General features: G+C 38.0%; 15 protein-coding genes and 1 riboswitch. Of the genes, 10 read left to right on the top strand and 5 right to left on the bottom strand.

Annotated elements, in window-relative coordinates; all coding sequences use genetic code 11:
• Window positions 1-29 precede the first annotated feature (29 nt).
• The 5 genes from argH to H5117_RS08545 all read left to right on the top strand — a co-directional run bounded on the left by argH (window position 30) and on the right by H5117_RS08545 (window position 5,038).
• A complete protein-coding gene (gene argH / locus H5117_RS08565; RefSeq protein ID WP_182737239.1) occupies window positions 30-1,895 on the top strand; it encodes an argininosuccinate lyase in 1,866 nt (621 codons plus the stop codon).
• Window positions 1,896-2,154: 259 nt separating this feature from the next.
• Window positions 2,155-2,361 carry a hypothetical protein gene (locus H5117_RS08560; RefSeq protein ID WP_024604427.1) on the top strand — a complete coding sequence of 69 codons (207 nt, stop codon included), beginning with the start codon at window positions 2,155-2,157 and terminating at the stop codon, window positions 2,359-2,361.
• Window positions 2,362-2,376: 15 nt separating this feature from the next.
• On the top strand, window positions 2,377-2,910 hold the full coding sequence (locus H5117_RS08555; protein ID WP_024604428.1) for a hypothetical protein: 534 nt from the start codon (window positions 2,377-2,379) through the stop codon (window positions 2,908-2,910).
• Window positions 2,911-3,915: 1,005 nt separating this feature from the next.
• Window positions 3,916-4,428, top strand: coding sequence for a hypothetical protein (locus H5117_RS08550; protein WP_182737238.1), 513 nt, complete (start codon window positions 3,916-3,918; stop codon window positions 4,426-4,428).
• 103 nt (window positions 4,429-4,531) lie between these two features.
• Window positions 4,532-5,038 carry a hypothetical protein gene (locus H5117_RS08545; RefSeq protein ID WP_182737237.1) on the top strand — a complete coding sequence of 169 codons (507 nt, stop codon included), beginning with the start codon at window positions 4,532-4,534 and terminating at the stop codon, window positions 5,036-5,038.
• 35 nt (window positions 5,039-5,073) lie between these two features.
• Here the strand turns inward: H5117_RS08545 and coaD are convergent, their stop codons facing one another.
• Window positions 5,074-5,565, bottom strand: coding sequence for a pantetheine-phosphate adenylyltransferase (gene coaD / locus H5117_RS08540; RefSeq protein ID WP_024595945.1), 492 nt, complete (start codon window positions 5,563-5,565; stop codon window positions 5,074-5,076).
• A gap of 198 nt (window positions 5,566-5,763) precedes the next feature.
• Here coaD and H5117_RS08535 point away from each other — a divergent pair, with 198 nt between their 5' ends.
• Both H5117_RS08535 and thiI read left to right on the top strand, forming a co-directional pair.
• Window positions 5,764-6,429, top strand: a complete 666-nt coding sequence (locus tag H5117_RS08535) for a TetR/AcrR family transcriptional regulator (RefSeq protein ID WP_165744837.1) — start codon at window positions 5,764-5,766, stop codon at window positions 6,427-6,429.
• Between the two features lie 375 nt (window positions 6,430-6,804).
• The gene (gene thiI / locus H5117_RS08530; RefSeq protein ID WP_149602230.1) at window positions 6,805-8,262 is read left to right on the top strand and encodes a tRNA uracil 4-sulfurtransferase ThiI; all 1,458 of its coding nucleotides are present in this window, start codon (window positions 6,805-6,807) and stop codon (window positions 8,260-8,262) included.
• Between the two features lie 25 nt (window positions 8,263-8,287).
• On the opposite strand, the gene H5117_RS08525 is transcribed toward thiI, so the two are convergent.
• Both H5117_RS08525 and H5117_RS08520 read right to left on the bottom strand, forming a co-directional pair.
• A complete protein-coding gene (locus H5117_RS08525) occupies window positions 8,288-9,190 on the bottom strand; it encodes a ketopantoate reductase family protein (protein WP_182737235.1) in 903 nt (300 codons plus the stop codon).
• A complete protein-coding gene (locus H5117_RS08520) occupies window positions 9,183-9,536 on the bottom strand; it encodes a VanZ family protein (protein WP_002958754.1) in 354 nt (117 codons plus the stop codon). The genes H5117_RS08525 and H5117_RS08520 overlap by 8 nt, the downstream gene beginning before the upstream one ends.
• A 152-nt stretch (window positions 9,537-9,688) precedes the next feature.
• Between H5117_RS08520 and H5117_RS08515 the strand changes: the two genes are divergently transcribed.
• The 3 genes from H5117_RS08515 to H5117_RS08505 all read left to right on the top strand — a co-directional run bounded on the left by H5117_RS08515 (window position 9,689) and on the right by H5117_RS08505 (window position 13,256).
• A complete protein-coding gene (locus tag H5117_RS08515) occupies window positions 9,689-10,171 on the top strand; it encodes a YajQ family cyclic di-GMP-binding protein (RefSeq protein WP_002958753.1) in 483 nt (160 codons plus the stop codon).
• Window positions 10,172-10,359: 188 nt separating this feature from the next.
• The gene (locus tag H5117_RS08510; RefSeq protein WP_024595949.1) at window positions 10,360-11,154 is read left to right on the top strand and encodes a hypothetical protein; all 795 of its coding nucleotides are present in this window, start codon (window positions 10,360-10,362) and stop codon (window positions 11,152-11,154) included.
• 54 nt (window positions 11,155-11,208) lie between these two features.
• Window positions 11,209-11,393: riboswitch (cobalamin riboswitch) on the top strand.
• A 36-nt stretch (window positions 11,394-11,429) separates the two neighbouring features.
• A complete protein-coding gene (locus H5117_RS08505; protein WP_182737233.1) occupies window positions 11,430-13,256 on the top strand; it encodes a TonB-dependent receptor domain-containing protein in 1,827 nt (608 codons plus the stop codon).
• A gap of 77 nt (window positions 13,257-13,333) precedes the next feature.
• Here the strand turns inward: H5117_RS08505 and msrA are convergent, their stop codons facing one another.
• Both msrA and H5117_RS08495 read right to left on the bottom strand, forming a co-directional pair.
• A complete protein-coding gene (msrA, locus tag H5117_RS08500) occupies window positions 13,334-13,870 on the bottom strand; it encodes a peptide-methionine (S)-S-oxide reductase MsrA (protein WP_182737231.1) in 537 nt (178 codons plus the stop codon).
• A gap of 85 nt (window positions 13,871-13,955) precedes the next feature.
• A complete protein-coding gene (locus H5117_RS08495) occupies window positions 13,956-17,054 on the bottom strand; it encodes an efflux RND transporter permease subunit (protein ID WP_024603401.1) in 3,099 nt (1,032 codons plus the stop codon).
• Between the last annotated feature and the right edge of the window lie 3 nt (window positions 17,055-17,057).

The raw sequence follows: 17,057 nt of genomic DNA, 5'->3' as shown, positions 1-17,057 counted from the left end.
AGGGGCACTACAGGGTTTGGAGAGATTTCATGGCATTATGGGGCGGACGTTTTTCTACGGGTCCAGATGAGGCGTTTAAGCAATTTAACGACTCTCTTCCCTTTGATTACCAGTTAGCAGAGCAAGATATTATTGGCTCTGTGGCATGGGCTGGTGCACTTGAACAGGTAAATGTACTTTCAAGTGATGAGCATACAAAATTAGTTGCTGCATTAAATGAGCTACTTGAAGAAGTTAAAGCTGATCCACAATCAGTTGCTACTTCAGGTGCAGAAGACATTCATTCACATGTTGAAGCTGCTCTAATTGAAAAAGTAGGTGATTTAGCTAAAAAATTACATACAGGCCGAAGCCGTAATGACCAAGTTGCCACCGATTTTAGACTATGGTGCCGTGATACAGCCGATCATTTACTAGATGCCATTGCACAGCTAAAAAGCGAGTTTGTAGCGCTTGCAGAGCGAGAGCTTGGCACAATATTACCAGGTTACACGCATTTACAGCGCGCACAACCAGTATTGTTTAGCCACTGGTGTATGGCGTATGTAGAAATGCTAGAGCGCGATGAAAGCCGCCTGCAAGATGCTAAAGCGCGCATGAATTTTTGCCCATTAGGCAGTGGTGCATTAGCTGGTACAGCTTATCCGATTGATCGCCAAGCATTAGCCCACGGATTAGGTTTTACAGCGGCTACAAAAAATAGCCTTGATGGCGTATCTGATCGTGACTTCGTGTTAGATCTTTTAAGTTGTGCGTCTATTTCGATGATTCACTTATCTCGTATGTCTGAAGATCTGATTTTTTATAATTCGGGTGAAGCCGGATTTATAGAGCTTGCTGATAACGTCACATCAGGCTCATCGCTCATGCCTCAGAAAAAAAATCCTGATGCACTCGAGCTTATTCGCGGTAAAACCGGACGTGTATTTGGTGCATTTAGCGCTATGATGATGACATTAAAGGCACTGCCACTTGCATACAATAAAGATATGCAAGAAGACAAAGAAGGCCTGTTTGACGCTATGCCAACATGGCTTGCATGTATTCATATGGCGCAAGCATGTATTAAAGGCGTAAAAGTAAATGGCGATAAAACGTTAGCAGCGGCAAAAGGCGGCCACGCTAATGCCACCGAGCTTGCTGATTACTTAGTTGCTAAAGGTGTGCCATTCAGAGAAGGGCATCACATTGTGGGTGTACTTGTACAGCTTGCGATTAGCGAAGGTAAAACGCTTGAGGAGCTATCACTTGAGCAGTACAAATCAGTAAACACTGTATTTGAAGACGATGTTTACCCAGTACTTGAAATTGATGCGTGTATAAAAGCGCGTCAAGCGCTTGGTGGGACGTCTATTGAGCAAGTAACTAATGCTGTTAAAGAAGCCAAAAAAAAACAGCAAATAACGGTACGTGATGCAAATTTAGATGATGTAGAGGCAATAGCCACACTTATACAGCATTGGGCAACGGTAGGCGAAAACCTACCTCGTGCAAAAAGCGATATGGTGCACTCTATTAACGAGTTTGCAGTTACTGAAATAAATGGAAAAGTGTCGGGCTGTGCATCGTTATACATTTACGATACCGGCCTTGCTGAAATACGCTCATTGGGTATAGACCCAAAAAGTAAAGTGACGGGGCAGGGTAGACAGCTTGTAGAGCACCTACTTGCTAAAGCCAAAAAATTGGCACTTAACCGAGTTATTGTATTGACCCGTGTACCCGATTTTTTTGAACAACAACGTTTTACTTTTTGTAGCAAAGACTCTTTGCCTGAAAAAGTAATGAAAGATTGTGAACTTTGCCTTCGTAAAGAAAATTGTGACGAAGTAGCAATGGAATATATTTTGAAGCTAAGTACACGTGCGGAGATCCCGTGTAAATACGTAGCTTAAACTCCCTGGATACAAAAAACGTACGGTTATCCCTGTGCGTTTTTTTATATTTGCAGTAAACTGGTCGGAGTTGTTTGGTTGGGTTATATTTTTTGAGTGAATTTTAATGTGTCAAAAAAAGTTGGCACATTGATTGCTATGTATAAGATAGGTAGCAAAATAGCTATCACTGCTTAAAACAGGTAATGCATTTATCTACATAATAATGTGGTTAAAAGTTGCACCAAATATAATTAAAACTTTTACAAGGATCAATCACATGCAAGTTTCAGCTAATAGCCAATTACAAATGCAAGCATACAACAAAACACAACAATTAAAGCCTGCAATGGAACAAACTGCTAGCCCTAAAACCCTGCAATCTGATACAGTGAGTATCTCTCAAGAGGCTATGAGTGCTGCGAGTACTGATTTACAGCGTGGTGGTTCATTACTTTCTGGTGGGACTGGTTCTCGCCCAAAATAGTTATATAGGTATTCGATGTTTTTATTTGAGCTGTTTGGTCTTTTTTCACTATCAGCCTTGGTTATGTGGGCTTTTTTGATGGCATTCTTTTTTAACATTTTTGTTTATAGTTTAGGTGTTAAAAGAAATACGACTTTACTAATCAGCTCATTTATTATGATGGTTTCTTATTCTGCAACTGATTATCTTTATACCTGGATATCATATTACAATACAACTTATTTTGATTGGGCTATACATGATGCTATTACTATTGCTAGTTTAATAATTGCTTATAGTGTAGTAAAGCGTTCTAGTACTTCTCTCTTATATTTAGTTACAGGTCTTTCCATAAATATGATTCTTGTGTTATTTATGCATTTAGATGTTTATATTTATGGTAATCAAGAGCCTTGGATTCTATGGGATATTTATCTTTATAGTGTAAATGTAATAGACTTAACAATGGTTGTCGCGTTAATTGTTGATAGAGACTTTCTCGGTCTTCATAAATTAAAAAATAAAACTCTCAACTACTTCAAGTCAAACGATATCCATAAAGTAACCTAGTTTAAAATGTACGTTACTGAAGCCCTAATGGATTATGTAGAAGCTTTCTCTCAATGGGGCTTTTTAATGGCCTTCTTATACTGCTTAGCATCCAGTATAAATAAAGAGAATAAATCTCCTGTCTATTTATCTGCGCTTATGCTCTGCTCATATATTTCTAGTGGTTACATAAACTTATTAGAAAGTTTATATTTAAATTGGGCGCTCTACGATTTTATTACAATTTTAGCTCTGTTTATTTTAAAATATCTTAAAGTACTCAAATGTTCGAAAGCTTTTGATTTCATCATTATTTCGCTTACAACAAACGCTGTACTCACCCTCATAATGCATTATGACCTATACGTTCTATATAATATTGAGCCTTGGTGGTATTGGAGTTTTTATTCGATAGGGGTTAACTCTATAGATACTCTAATGATACTTTCATTAGTACTCAATAGGAACATTATACAGATGCTACATTTAAAAGCCTTCAAATTAAACTTAAAAAAGTCGTAAAAATGAGTGAACTTTTGGTTAGTCCAACAGTGTCATTGTACATAGGTGCCTTTGTACAATGGGGATTCCTTATGGCCTTTTTGTACTCCCTTGCTAATTCGATTAATAAGCCTAATAAAGAAAGAGTGTATTTGTCTTTGATTATGAGTGTTTCATATTCGTTTAGTATATTTACAAATATGGATACGGTAACTTATCTCGATTTTTTGTTTTCCGATATTTTAACTCTCCTAGTTATAATTTTCCTTAGGCGGCTCTGGCGTGATGGTATTACCTATCTATATATTATTACTGGTTTAGCTATAAACTCAGCTCTACACTTTCTCATGCATTACGACATCTATATATCAAATAATACAAGCTACTGGTGGCTTTGGAATGCTTACGCGATAGGGGTCAACGCTGCGGATTTTATAATGGTAGCTATATTTTTTATAAACAAAGATTTTTTATACTTGATGAAATTTAGAAATGGTTTGATTACTAGTTTGAAAAGGACAGTTGATGGCTGACCTACTCTGGAGTCTTGTCGATTTAGGCGATAATATAGGGCTATTATTTACTTGGTTCTTTTTAATTTCATTTTTATATAATCTATCAGCAAGTATAAATAAGGCAGATAAAAGCCTGCTACAGTTATCATTCATTATGCTGGTTTCTTATACTTCAAGTCTTTTTATGGATCCTCGAACTTCGACTCCTCACTTAAATTACTTTTATTTTGATTTTGCTACCATAGGTACTTTATTACTTTGGCGAGCTGTATGTAAAAATCCTGTCCCCATTGCTTTTCTCTATGTAATTGTTGGTCTATTTATTAATGCGTGTCTGTTCCTGGGTATGCATTACGACATTGTAATCGTTGGCACTCTTTACTATTGGTGGTTTTGGACCATTTACACATTCGGGATGTATTTTGTCGACTTTACAATGGCATTGGTATTAATCATCAATAAGGATGTTTTAGGCTTAAACAAGCTTTTAAGGTATGTTAGAAGGTTAAGTTTAGATCGCTGAGGCAGTAAAGCTCAACTTAAAAGAAGAGTGATTTTGTGCATTTTTTTATGTTGCCGTTATATGTTAAGCGGTACAATAACGGTTTATATAGTGTTGGGGTAAGATGATTGAGCTACTTTTAAATACAAATATCTCTTTTTATATAGGTGCTTTTGTACAGTGGGGCTTTTTGATGGCTTTTCTATATTCTTTAGTAAGCTCTATAAATAACGCAGATAAAAGCATTGTTTGGCTATCTTTCATCATGGCACTTTCTTACTCTTCTAGTATTTTTATTGATATGGATTCGATAACTTACTTCGATTTTTTCTTATTCGATAGTATTACTCTATTTGTTATTATTTTATCTGGTTTTTTTATAAAAATTAGCGGTGTATACATTTATTTATTATTTGGTTTAGGTATAAACACCTTACTATTTTTTGCAATGTATATAGATAATGATGTTATGCACCATTATGAATTTTGGTGGTTCTGGTGGGTGTACATAGTAGGTATAAATTTTACAGATTTGACCATGGTTTTAGTTTTCTTTATAGGTAAAGATGTTTTAAAACTTGCTTGGTTAGAAGGAAAGCTAAATAAAGTGTTGAATAAAAGGGCCTATTAGTAATGGATTTCAGTGCTAACAGGCCTTATTTATTATTAACTGGCACCACAGCCCAATTTAGTTTTTAGCGCTTTGACAATTACAGGATCTACAAACTCGCTTACATCACCATTGTGACGTGCTACTTCTTTAACGAGCGTTGATGAAATAAATGAATTTCGCTCTGCGGGTGTTAAAAATACACTTTCTAAATCAGGATTCAGGCGGCGGTTCATGTTAGCTAATTGAAATTCATAGTCAAAATCAGATACCGCTCTAATACCACGAATAAGCACATTAGCATTGTGATCGCGCGCAAGGTCAGCCAATAAGCCAGAAAAACCAATGACCTTAACATTATCTAAGTGACTTAAAATAGAGTTTGCAAGTTCAACACGTTCTTCAAGGTTAAAGCAGGGTTTTTTACTTGGGTTGTTCGCAACCGCAACTAATACAGTATCAAACATTTTAGCTGCACGTTGAATAAGATCTGTATGACCATTGGTTAGTGGATCAAAGGTGCCCGGGTAAATTGCAATAACTTTCATAATGTTCACTATTTATGATTTTAGCGCTAGTTTAACAGTGTTTATGCCACAAAGCAGCCTAGCTAATAAAGCATATAAACACTTACTTTCTTTGAACAGGTCAGTCCAAGGTTTGAGTGTTTTAATGATTCATATTTGTTTATACTGTTTACCTCTTTTGAGTGTAATGTAGCCTATAGATAATTTGAGTATTAGCATATGAATACCAAGGATAAAATAATACACACCAGTATTTTGTTGTTTAACGAAAATGGTGAGCGTGCAATAACGACAAATCATATTGCATCAAACTTAGGGATGAGCCCGGGTAATCTTTATTATCATTTTAAAAATAAAGAAGACATTATCCGTCATATTTTTGCGTTGTATCGCGATCATTTAAATACTCACTTTAAACCTATTAATAAAGATGATGATGCATTTAATCATTTAACGGCTTATTTAGATTCGTTATTTGAATTGATGTGGCGTTACCATTTTTTTTACGACAATCTTGGCGATATACTCGCCAGAGACACTGAGCTAAAACAAGCTTACATTGATTTTCAGTTAGAGTTATTAGAGCAAGTTCGTAAAATTATTCTAGGTCTTCGCGATAGTGAAATGATTGCTATTGATGAGCAAGATGTCATTGATTTAGCCCATACACTAAAGTTAACTGTTAGCTTTTGGACGCCTTATATTAAGGCTCGTAGGCCAAGCGGTACCCTTGCTGAGCAAGATATATATCACGGTATTTTAAAAGTACTAACATTATTTAGAGCGTACAGTACCGATAAAAGTATCGATAAAATGAACCTGCTACGCGAAAAATACACCGAGTTAGCCCAACAAGCCTTAGGGGCTGTGACCCTTCAAGATTAAAATTTTTCAACCTAGGAGCGATTAAATCGCGATGCGAGATTTGTAAGCCAGTAGGGTAACTGCTCCTGCGTTACCTTACTGACTAAATCTATGTAGGCAACAAAGAGTTAATTGCCCTAAGGCAGAATCCTTCGAGCAGCGTATGTTTAGCATTTATGCTACGTTATCGCCTATTTATAGGGAATAACCACGCTACATAGGCTCTGCCTTGCTAAAATACCAAACACACTGCTGCAAATTTAACCTCGAAAGATAAACAGGCCCTCGCGGTTGCTTAGTCGATAATTATTGGTTGTTTCCTAGACGCTGAATTTTTTGCTATAATCGCGCGCCAAATGCCTGGGAGCGCGAATTCCCGCAGTCTAAGAGTGAACTATGCTTAAATTTATCGTCAAACTACATCCTGAAATAGCCATCAAAAGCCGTTCGGTCCGTAAACGCTTTACTAAAGTGTTAGAAAATAACATTAAGATTGTATTGCGACGTCTTGACGAAAAAGTACAAGTAAGAAATAACTGGGATAATATTTCAGTTGTTACAAAGCTTGAAGATGCACAAGTTCGCCTTGATTTTATCGACAGCCTTAAACGCATACCTGGTATCGTTCAGTTTATTGAAGTAACTGAGACGCAATTTGAAACTCTCGATGATATCTATCAAAAAACAATAGCGTTAGTGGGTCACACAATTGTGGGTAAAACTTTTTGTGTGCGTGCTAAGCGTATAGGCCAACACGACTTTACCTCGACTGATTTAGAGCGTTATGTTGGTGGTGGGCTAAATCAACATATTGAAGGCGCAAGCGTTAAGCTTAGCCGTCCAGAAGTAACAATACGCTTAGAAGTAAAAGACGATAAAGCTTATATTGTTTCGCAAACGCATTTTGGTATGGCGGGCTTTCCACTACCAACGCAAGAAGACGTGCTTTCACTTATGTCGGGTGGTTTTGACTCTGGCGTAGCAAGTTATCAAATGATTCGTAAAGGCGCACGTACGCACTTTTTATTCTTTAATCTAGGTGGCGCAGCGCACGAGATTGGTGTTAAGCAAGCGAGCTATTTTTTATGGAAAAAATACAGCTCAACACATAAAGTTAAATTTATAACAGTTGATTTTGAACCTGTTGTTGCTGAAATTCTAGAAAACGTTGAAAACAGCCAAATGGGTGTTGTACTTAAACGTATGATGATGCGAGCAGGAAGTGTAGTGGCTGAAAAGTTAAACATTCAGGCGCTTGTCACTGGTGAAAGTATTGGCCAAGTATCTAGTCAAACATTAGCGAACTTAAGCGTGATTGACCGCGTTACTGAAACGCTTATTTTACGCCCGCTAATTCAAAATGATAAACAAGAAATTATTAATCTTGCTCGCCAAATTGGTACAGCTGAAATGGCTGAAACGATGCCTGAATATTGTGGTGTTATTTCTAAAAAACCGACAGTTAAAGCCAAAATTGAAGTAATAGAAGCCGAAGAAGAAAAGTTCGATTTTGATGTGCTAGATACCGTAGTAAATAACGCGCGCATAATGGATGTACGCGATATTGACGTAGAAGCCAAGCAAGAGCTAAAAGAGGCTGAGTCGGTTGCTGATTTACCTGCAGGCTCTGTAGTAATTGATATTCGCTCACCAGAAGAAGAAGAAGCTGCACCGCTTGCAATCGATGGTGTTGAAGTGGTGCATTTGCCGTTCTTCCGTTTGGCTACTAAGTTTGGTGATTTACCAAAAGACACCGACTACTATTTATATTGTGACAGAGGCGTAATGAGCCAACTACAGGCACTTATGCTGCACGAACAGGGCTTCGAAACTGTAAAAGTTTATCGCCCGTAAAGTTAAAAGCTTATATAAGCGTGGTTTATACCACGCTTTTTTTTGCCTGAATTTTGACTAACAACTCATCGTTGTAAGGCGTTGGAATACTGTGAAGTTTACCTTGTTGGCTAATATAGCCACATATAGCTGATATTTCAGTTTCTCTATTGTGAGCTATATCTTGCTGCATTGATGAGTAATTATTTGCGGTTAACTCCATTATTTTATAAGCGGTATTGAGAGCTTTAATTAATGGGATATTAAGCCCTTGAGCCTTTGCAATATTGCATGCTTCAGTGAGTGCATTAAAAATTATTGTATTGTACTTAGGTGCACGTAATTCGCCATTTTTTACATTACTTAAAGCGCTTAATGGATTAATGGCAATATTGACGAGTAGCTTTTCAAAACGAAGCTGCTGAATGTTATTAGTAAACTTTAGGTTGGGTATTACTTTAAAAATATCAGCTATTGGCGCACTATTTTGAAGTGCAAGCTCATTACAGCCACCAATAACGCTTTGTCCTTCACCTGTGTGTTGCACAATATATTGGTTTGATTTAAAGCCCGCTATGCTTGTCGTTAAAAAGTAGAGTGCTTGATGGGTGTTTAGCTGGTTATTTATCTCATCAACGTTGCCCATTCCATTATGCGAAAGTACAACAGAGCAATGTGTTGGTAAAAATGGCTTTATTTGAGAAAACGCATCAAGCACTTGAAAAGCTTTAACGGTAAATAAAATTACATCAAATTCAGTTGCTTTATCTAACTGATTTAATGAAATAAATTTTGCGTTAATTTTTTTTGATGCACCCTTAGCTCTGCTGTAAAAGCGGGTGTTTGTTGGGTTTTTACGAGTTAAAACACTGACATTATGCGATGCGCTCAAAAAGTGGCTCAGCAATAAGCCAATAGCGCCATCGCCAACGATTAAAATATTAGCCATGTGGGTTCTTTTTTCGAGGTGTAAAAATTACTCTAAGTAAAAAGTAGCTTGCAGCACCTGCAAAATCAGCAAAAAAATCACCAAGTGATGCTTGCCTATAAGGAAGTGCGTCTTGCATTATTTCTATCGAGGCGCCATAGCCTGCTAATAAGAGTATTTGAGCATATAAAGGAAGCTTAAAAGCCTTATCCATTATTATGGCTAATATAAAAAAAATCCCAAAATGGGCGACTTTATCAACATGAGGGAATAAATTTACAACGCCACCTTTTATTTCTTTAGCAAATAAAAAGGTGAAAGCCACTATGCTGATTAAAAAAACTGCTTGATAAACACGCCTTGTCACGACAAATCCTAAAATCGCTTAAAAAAGAGGCGCAAGTATATCAAACTAATTTAGTATCGCACCTGAACAAGATGCAGAAAAATGTAAAGATTTATAATTTTAGCGTTATAATTGCCACATAAAATTAAGATTAAATAGTTAGGAGTATACTAATGCCTTCATTTGATATTGTATCTGAAGTAGAAATGAACGAAGCTAAAAATGCGGTTGATAACGCAAACCGTGAACTAGAGACTCGCTTTGATTTTAGAGGCGTTGATGCATCTATTGAGCTAAACGATAAAACAATTAAGCTTAAAGCAGAAGCTGACTCTCAAGTTATGCAGTTGTTCGATATTTTAGCGGGAAAAATTTCAAAGCGCGGTATGGATGTAGCTAGTTTAGAACTTCAAGATATTAGCCGTGCAGGAAAAAATGTATTTCGTAACGTTGGGTTAAAGCAAGGTATCGAAAAAGACATGGCCAAAAAAGTGGTTAAAGCCATTAAAGATTCAAAAGTTAAAGTACAAGCCGCTATTCAAGGCGAAGAAGTGCGTGTGACAGGTAAAAAGCGTGACGATCTTCAAGAGGCAATGCAGGTAGTACGCAGTGCCGATTTAGGTCAGCCTTTTCAGTTTAAAAACTTTCGTGACTAATTTATAAACTGTTTTTAATAAAAATGCTTTAATTTGTCTATATTTGCAGACAGATTAAAGCTACTTAATTTTTTACAACTTTCCCACCTTATCCTCTCGTAGTTCTGCATGTATTAATCCACCTTTTGATATTTAAGCTATTATATTTAATTGAATATAATAAAAATTTCACTCTAGAAGGTATTAAAATGAGACCCCATCAATTATTTCTGTTATTTGTTTTGCTTATATTTACCAAGCCAAGCTTATCAAAGCCAGTTGATATTGATGTATTGGTCGAAGATGGCTACTTTCCGATTATTATTAACGCGCAAAAAAAGCAGGGCTTTGCTCCTGAGTTTATTAATATTTTAAACGACGCACAGGAGGAATTTAACTTTATACTTATTTCTTTACCTGTAAAAAGGCTTACTTTGTCTGTTGAAAAAAATAACTTCGACGTTTTATTTTTAATGGCAATGCAATGGCTGCCAAAAACAACGCAGAAAAACATTGAAAAAACTGAATTTTATACCATCACCAAAAACGAGCTTTATACACTCAAAGAGAATGCATCAGAACAAACTTATTTTGACAATCTGGACAAATTAACCAAAGTTGGGGTTTTAGGGTATTCGTATCAATTTGCAGGATTTAATACAAATGCCGAATACTTGAGAGAAGAGCACCAGGTAAGCCTTACAATCGATGAATTCAATGTAGTTAAAATGCTGCTATTAAGGCGCGCTGAAGTCGGGGTTTTAAACAGTATTGCTTATCAGTATTTTAAAAAGCAGAATATCTTAAATATGGATTTACTATTTAAGAGTGACGTACCAGATGCAGTGTATGAAACACATTTTTTGATTAACTCACAATCAAATAAAATATCTAGTCGCAAAATGGATGAAATATTAAATTTACCTACTACACAAATGCAACTTCAGAAGCTACTTGATAAGTACGGTATTCCTTCAAGCTATAATAATACAGCACTGAACTGAAATAGCTTTTAGCTATATAGACGTCCATTGACATTTGTAAACAAAATGCTCACAATGACGGCATATTTTCAAGGTGCTTGCTAGCCACTTCATGTAATGATTTTTTTAGCAGGATAATCGGGAAGTTGGTGCGTTTTCATGATGACTACAAGCCCAACACTGCCCCCGCAACGGTAGAGTATTGCATGTTTTTATGTGCTTACTGAGTCCGGAGACCGGCCTTGATGCAATCTTACTTACTTAAATCTTTGCGGTGGGCAAAGGTAGGGGATCTCATGTTAAACAAAACAACTCTAGGCGTTGCAATTTCTGCTGCGCTTTCATTTTCTGTGTCTGGTGCAGAGCAATCAATTGAAAAAATAACCGTTACAGCTAATAAGTTTGAGCAATCAATTAACGACGTTTTAGTGAGTGTAAATGTTATTGAACGTGCTGAAATAGAAGCTAGTAACGTACGCGATTTACCTACACTTTTAAGCACGCGAGTGGGTTTTCAAGTTAATCCAAACGGTGGTTTTGGTCAAAATACAGGTGTGTCACTTCGTGGTACAGGCTCTGGCGATACGTTGATTTTAATTGACGGTGTACGTACAGGCTCAGCAACACTTGGTCAAAAAGCACTAAATAATGTCCCTTTAAATAGTATTGAACGCATAGAAATTATTAAAGGCTCTCGCGCGGCTGTTTATGGCTCTGATGCACTCGCTGGTGTTATTAATATTATTACGCGTGAGTCAGATAACTTATCCCTAAGCGCTACATTTGGTTCTGACTCTTATCAAAATTATCAAGTTGCAGGCTCTGTAAAATCAGATGATATAACAACAGCATTTAACGCAGGCTTTGAAAAAACAGATAACTTTGATGTATTGCAAGGCGTAGCACCTGATGAAGATGGCTATGAAAATAAAAACCTTGGGTTTAAAGTAAACTACACCGATGCACATTACGGCGACTTTAAGTTATTAGGCCAATACAGTGAAGGTTATGCAGATTACGACAGTAGCTTTAGCCCAGCAGATAGTACGATTGAACGAGATGACTTTAAAAACTATCAACTTTCTACAGGTTGGAGCAAAAACTACACTAACCAAACGCATAGTATTGATTTAGCGCTTTCAACAGATGATTCAGACAATACATATGTCGATTTTTCAGTTGGGCCAACAACAAGTACCTTTATAACTAAACGCACACAAATTGATTATAACGGGCAGTACCTGTTATCTAATGAACTTAACATTAGTGGTGGTATTAATTGGTACAACGATGATGTGTCGCATAGTTCGCAACCATTTGTTGAAGACAGCCGCGATGTACTTGCTGTGTTTGTAGGTGCTTACTATGATGCAGATAAAGTACTGGCTAATTTAACTGTTCGCCAAGATGATGATGAGCAATTTGGCGACGAAACAACGTATACAGCCGCTGCAGGTTATCATTTATCTGAAGATGCAACATTTCGTATAAGCCAAAGTACTGGCTTTAAAGCTCCTACATTTAACGATTTATATTATCCACTTTATGGTAACCCTGATTTACAACCTGAAAAATCAGTAAACCGTGAGTTAGGTTTGAGTGTAGATTTTGATATCGCGCAAGTTGATATTGCAGTATTTAGAAACGATATAGAAGATAAGATTGATTACGATGCAAACTTTGCATTGGCTAATATCGATGAAGCACGCTACGAAGGGGTTGAATTTAGCTTATCCCAGCAGTTTTTTGGTTTTGATAGCAACCTTAACTTTGCTTACTTAAGCGCTGAAGACGAAGAAACGGGCGCAGAGTTGCGTAATGTTGCTAAACGTACTTTTAACTGGGAACTTGCAAAACAGTTTGGTGCTTTTGATGCAAGCTTAGACATGCAATACCGTAGCGACCGACAAGGTGCTGTGACGCGCTTAGGCTCTTATACACTCTGGAACCTAGCGGGTAATTATCAAGTAAATGAACATATTGAAGTTTCACTTCGTGTAGAAAACTTATTTGATAAAGAATATAACGCTGTTGATTCAAACACTGATTTTACAACGGGTGAAGTGTATTACTACAACACGCCAGAGCGTCGCTTTTTTGCAGGCGCAAGCTACCAGTTTTAACGGTATTTATTAATATTAAAAAGCCCGACTTATGTCGGGCTTTTTAATGTGTAGCTAAGTTTAACTACTAAAATTAGCTAGTCAGCTAAAAACTCTTTAAATACGGTTTCAAACTTGTGTAACTTAGGTGCTATTAAAATACTACAGTAACCCTGCTGTGGGTTTTCGTTATAGTAATCTTGATGATAATGCTCTGCTGGATAATACGTAGTGGCAGGGCTGACTTCTGTCACAATTGGCTCAGCGACATGGCTTTGCAGTTGAGCTATCATTTCGTTGGTTTGCTTAAGTTGAGCTTCATCGTGATAGTAAACCACACTTCTATATTGTGTGCCTATATCGTTACCTTGGCGATTCAATTGTGTTGCATCATGCAATGTGAAAAACATTGCTAAGAGTGTTTCAAAGCTAACTACAGTCGCGTCAAATTCAATTTTAACAACCTCAGCGTGACCGGTTGTGCCTGAGCATATAGAATCATATGTTGGGTTATTTGTTTCACCGCCGGTGTAGCCAGAGCTTACGGTTAGTACGCCATTTACACGTCTAAATGCAGCATCTATACACCAAAAACAGCCGCCACCAAATGTTGCTACTTGCGTTGTTGAGCTCATAAGTATTCCTAAAATGTATATGGGGTTTAAAGGCGAGCATAAATTGTATGCGCCGCAACAACAAGGTTACGGCGCAATTAAGAGGCTAGATCTCTTCGAAAGGTTTTTCAGCGGCTTGTTTGTCTAATTTTTGCTGTAAAAATTCAGGTGATTGAGTGTTACGTGCAAGTGCATAATATGCAGCAGGTACAACAAAAAGAGTTAGTAGGGTCGATACAATAACCCCAGTAAACACGACTACACCTATCACCATACGGCTTTCAGCGCCCGGACCTGAAGCAAGTACTAAAGGTACCGAACTCATAACCGTAGTCAGCGAGGTCATAATAATAGGGCGCAAACGCTGAGTTGCTGCTTGCAAAATAGCTTCACTAAATTCAACGCCTTTATCGCGTAGTTGGTTAGTAAATTCTACAATCAAAATACCGTTTTTAGCACTTAGCCCTATGAGCATGACAATACCTATTTGGCTGTAAATATTTAAGGTAAGTCCTGTAGCCCAAAGTCCGAACATAGCGCCCATTAAACCAAGTGGTACGGTAAGCATGATGACGAACGGATGCATAAAGCTTTCAAACTGTGCTGCCAGTACTAAAAAGGTAACAGTGAGTGCAAGTATAAATACGTAGGTCATCGCTGATGCGCCTTCGTAATAAAGCTGCGACTCGCCTTTGTAATCTACGGCGCCATCTATATCGTTTTCTTGCGCGGCTACTTCGTTTAAAAAGTTAAGCGCTTGCTCAAGCGTATAACCGTCGGCTAAGTTGGCGCTTAATGTAATTGCGCGCATACGGTTGTATCGGTTTAAGCGCGATGCGGTTGCTTCTTCTTTTAAGCTGATAAGGCTATCAAGTGGGACTAGTTCACCGCTTCGTGATTTAAGATATATATTTGAAATGTCAGTAGGGTTAGTAAAGTCTTCTTTAGTCCCTTTTAAAATTACATCGTATTCTTCACCACGGTCAATAAAGGTTGTAACACGGCGCTGGCCAAGCATTGTTTCAAGTGTACGGCCTACATCAGATACAGAAACGCCTAAATCAGCGGCCTTGTTTTTATCTATGCTGACTAAAAACTGCGGGAAGGTTTCTTTATAATCATGATCGATTCTTACTAAACCTGGGTTTTGTTCGGCACGCTTAATTATACGGTCACGCCAATCGGCAAGTTGTGCATAATCATTACCTTGCAATACAAACTCAATAGGGCGAGATGAACCACCACCGCCAATACCACGGCGCATAATGGCAAATGCACGAACATCGGTAACTTCTTGCATTTTACCGCTTATTTCGTCCATTACTTCCCATGTTGAGCGTTTGCGTTTATCCCAATCGGCCATACCAACAATAGCAACACCGCCGCTGCCACCCCAGCCAGGTACTCGAACAAGTACGCGACTTAGCTCACCTGCTTGCGAGTAAGGCATTAAGCGTTCTTCAATTTTAGCCATATTAGCGGCATTATTTTCATAACTTGCGCCCTCAGGGCCGCTCATCATAATAAAGAACGTGCCACGGTCTTCTTTTGGCGTTAGCTCAGAGGGGACTTGTAAAAACAACGAGTAACTAACAAAGCCCGCTAATAATAGGCTCACCATTAAACCCCATTTACGGGTTATGTTGGTGGAGAGTGAATTACGGTAACTTACTTCAATTTTAGTAAACTGGCGGTCCATCCATTGGCTAAATTTATTTGGTTTGTCTGATACTTTAAGTACTTTAGAACACAAGGCTGGTGCGAGAGTCAGCGCTGTAACACTTGAGAAAAATACGGCAGCACTTACCGCCATTGCAAACTCAGTAAATAATGCCCCTATACGGCCATCCATAAACACCAATGGCACAAACACCGATATTAGTACAAGCGTGGTTGCGACAATGGCAAAACCAACTTCACGCGCACCTCTATATGCAGCTAGTAATGGCGGCTCACCCAGTTCAATACGACGGTGAATGTTTTCAAGCATTACAATGGCATCATCTACTACTAAACCAATAGCCAGTACTAAGGCAAGTAAAGTTAGTAAGTTGATTGAGTAGCCCATTGCTAATAAAAACATAAAGCTACCAACAAGTGCGACCGGTACGGTAACCGCAGGAATAAGCGTTGCTCGTATATTGCCTAAAAACAAAAATATAACGAGTACGACTAAACCCATAGAGATGGCAAGTGTGCTGTAAACTTCACTAATTGATTCTTTAATAAATACAGACGAATCGTAGCTGTCTTGAATTGTGGTGCCTTCAGGTAGGTTACGTTTGATTTTTTCAAGTTCACTGCGTGCGTTATCTACTACGGTAAGCGTGTTTGCTTTAGCTTGTTTTACAATTCCTAGGCCAATCATGTTGCGCCCGTTACCACGAAATAAGCTTTCGTCATCGGCAGCTTCTAATTTTACGTCGGCAACTTCACCTAAACGCACTAAATAACCTTCTTCACCACGTTTAATAACAAGGTTTTTAAAATCGCGCTGATCTTTATAACTACGTGCAGTACGCACGGTAAAGTCGCGATCTATTGATTCTATTTCGCCGGCAGGTAATTCAACGTTTTCTGTACGCAGTGTATTTTCAATATCGCTCGAGGTAATGCCACGTGCAGCCATTGCTTGGCGGTTTAGCCAAATTTTCATGGCGTATTGGCGCTCACCACCAATACGCACGTTAGATACACCATCTACAACGGCTAAACGGTCAACGATAAAGCGCTGTGCGTAATCAGAGAGCTGTAACGAGTCCATTGTTTCGCTGTTTAATACAAACCATGCGATTGGGCTTTCATCACTATTTGACTTAGACACTTCTGGTGGGCGTACCTGATCGGGTAAACTATCAAGTGCACGTGCTACACGTTCGCGTACATCGTTAGATGCGGCATCTATATCGCGGTTAATATCAAACTCAATGGTAATGTTTGAACGCCCATTACGGCTCGAAGAGTTAATACTTTTAATACCTTCAATACCGGAAATTCGATTTTCTATTATTTGCGTTATTTTGGTTTCTATAATTTCGGCAGAAGCACCTGTGTATTCAGTGCTGATATTTACTATTGGCGTTTCAATATCAGGGTACTCACGAAGTGGCAGCATAGTAAATGCAACCAGACCAAAAGTAAGAAGCAGTAAATTAATTACTATGGCAAAAACGGGGCGTTTAACGCTAGTATCAGTAATTTTCACGTA

Origin of the sequence: Pseudoalteromonas sp. SG45-1, from assembly GCF_014164135.1 — a bacterium.
In the GTDB taxonomy this organism is placed as follows: Bacteria; Pseudomonadota; Gammaproteobacteria; order Enterobacterales; family Alteromonadaceae; genus Pseudoalteromonas; species Pseudoalteromonas distincta.
This window is presented reverse-complemented; position numbering and strand designations above follow the sequence as displayed.

Coding starts and splice junctions, on each gene's coding strand:
- argH (WP_182737239.1), top strand. CDS start 30: ATGGCATTATGGGGCGGACGTTTTTCTACGGGTCCAGATGAGGCGTTT.
- H5117_RS08560 (WP_024604427.1), top strand. CDS start 2,155: ATGCAAGTTTCAGCTAATAGCCAATTACAAATGCAAGCATACAACAAA.
- H5117_RS08555 (WP_024604428.1), top strand. CDS start 2,377: ATGTTTTTATTTGAGCTGTTTGGTCTTTTTTCACTATCAGCCTTGGTT.
- H5117_RS08550 (WP_182737238.1), top strand. CDS start 3,916: ATGGCTGACCTACTCTGGAGTCTTGTCGATTTAGGCGATAATATAGGG.
- H5117_RS08545 (WP_182737237.1), top strand. CDS start 4,532: ATGATTGAGCTACTTTTAAATACAAATATCTCTTTTTATATAGGTGCT.
- coaD (WP_024595945.1), bottom strand. CDS start 5,565: ATGAAAGTTATTGCAATTTACCCGGGCACCTTTGATCCACTAACCAAT.
- H5117_RS08535 (WP_165744837.1), top strand. CDS start 5,764: ATGAATACCAAGGATAAAATAATACACACCAGTATTTTGTTGTTTAAC.
- thiI (WP_149602230.1), top strand. CDS start 6,805: ATGCTTAAATTTATCGTCAAACTACATCCTGAAATAGCCATCAAAAGC.
- H5117_RS08525 (WP_182737235.1), bottom strand. CDS start 9,190: ATGGCTAATATTTTAATCGTTGGCGATGGCGCTATTGGCTTATTGCTG.
- H5117_RS08515 (WP_002958753.1), top strand. CDS start 9,689: ATGCCTTCATTTGATATTGTATCTGAAGTAGAAATGAACGAAGCTAAA.
- H5117_RS08510 (WP_024595949.1), top strand. CDS start 10,360: ATGAGACCCCATCAATTATTTCTGTTATTTGTTTTGCTTATATTTACC.
- H5117_RS08505 (WP_182737233.1), top strand. CDS start 11,430: ATGTTAAACAAAACAACTCTAGGCGTTGCAATTTCTGCTGCGCTTTCA.
- msrA (WP_182737231.1), bottom strand. CDS start 13,870: ATGAGCTCAACAACGCAAGTAGCAACATTTGGTGGCGGCTGTTTTTGG.